Source organism: Pseudomonas sp. SIMBA_068, assembly GCF_046534705.1.
GTDB lineage: Bacteria > Pseudomonadota > Gammaproteobacteria > Pseudomonadales > Pseudomonadaceae > Aquipseudomonas > Aquipseudomonas putida.
This window is the reverse complement of record NZ_JAWRYI010001579.1, coordinates 1-238: the sequence shown is the minus strand read 5'-3', so window position 1 is coordinate 238 and position 238 is coordinate 1. Positions and strand designations below refer to the sequence as shown.

1 protein-coding gene is annotated in these 238 nt (G+C 55.9%); it reads left to right on the top strand.

Features of this window, described 5'->3' with window-relative positions; genetic code table 11:
• Nucleotides 1-52 precede the first annotated feature (52 nt).
• Nucleotides 53-238 (top strand): SDR family NAD(P)-dependent oxidoreductase (locus SB756_RS35015; RefSeq protein ID WP_410913874.1); only part of this gene is annotated, 186 nt, incomplete at its 3' end.

The following is a 238-nucleotide window of genomic DNA, read 5'->3' as shown; positions in this document are numbered from 1 at the left end:
CAGTACACGTTGAAGGTGGTGACATTTTCATCGACTTACCGGAGGCGCAGCCATGAGCGATCTGCATAACGAGTCCATTTTTATTACCGGCGGCGGATCGGGATTAGGGCTGGCGCTGGTCGAGCGATTTATCGAAGAAGGCGCGCAGGTTGCCACGCTGGAACTGTCGGCGGCAAAAGTCGCCAGTCTGCGTCAGCGATTTGGCGAACATATTCTGGCGGTGGAAGGTAACGTGACC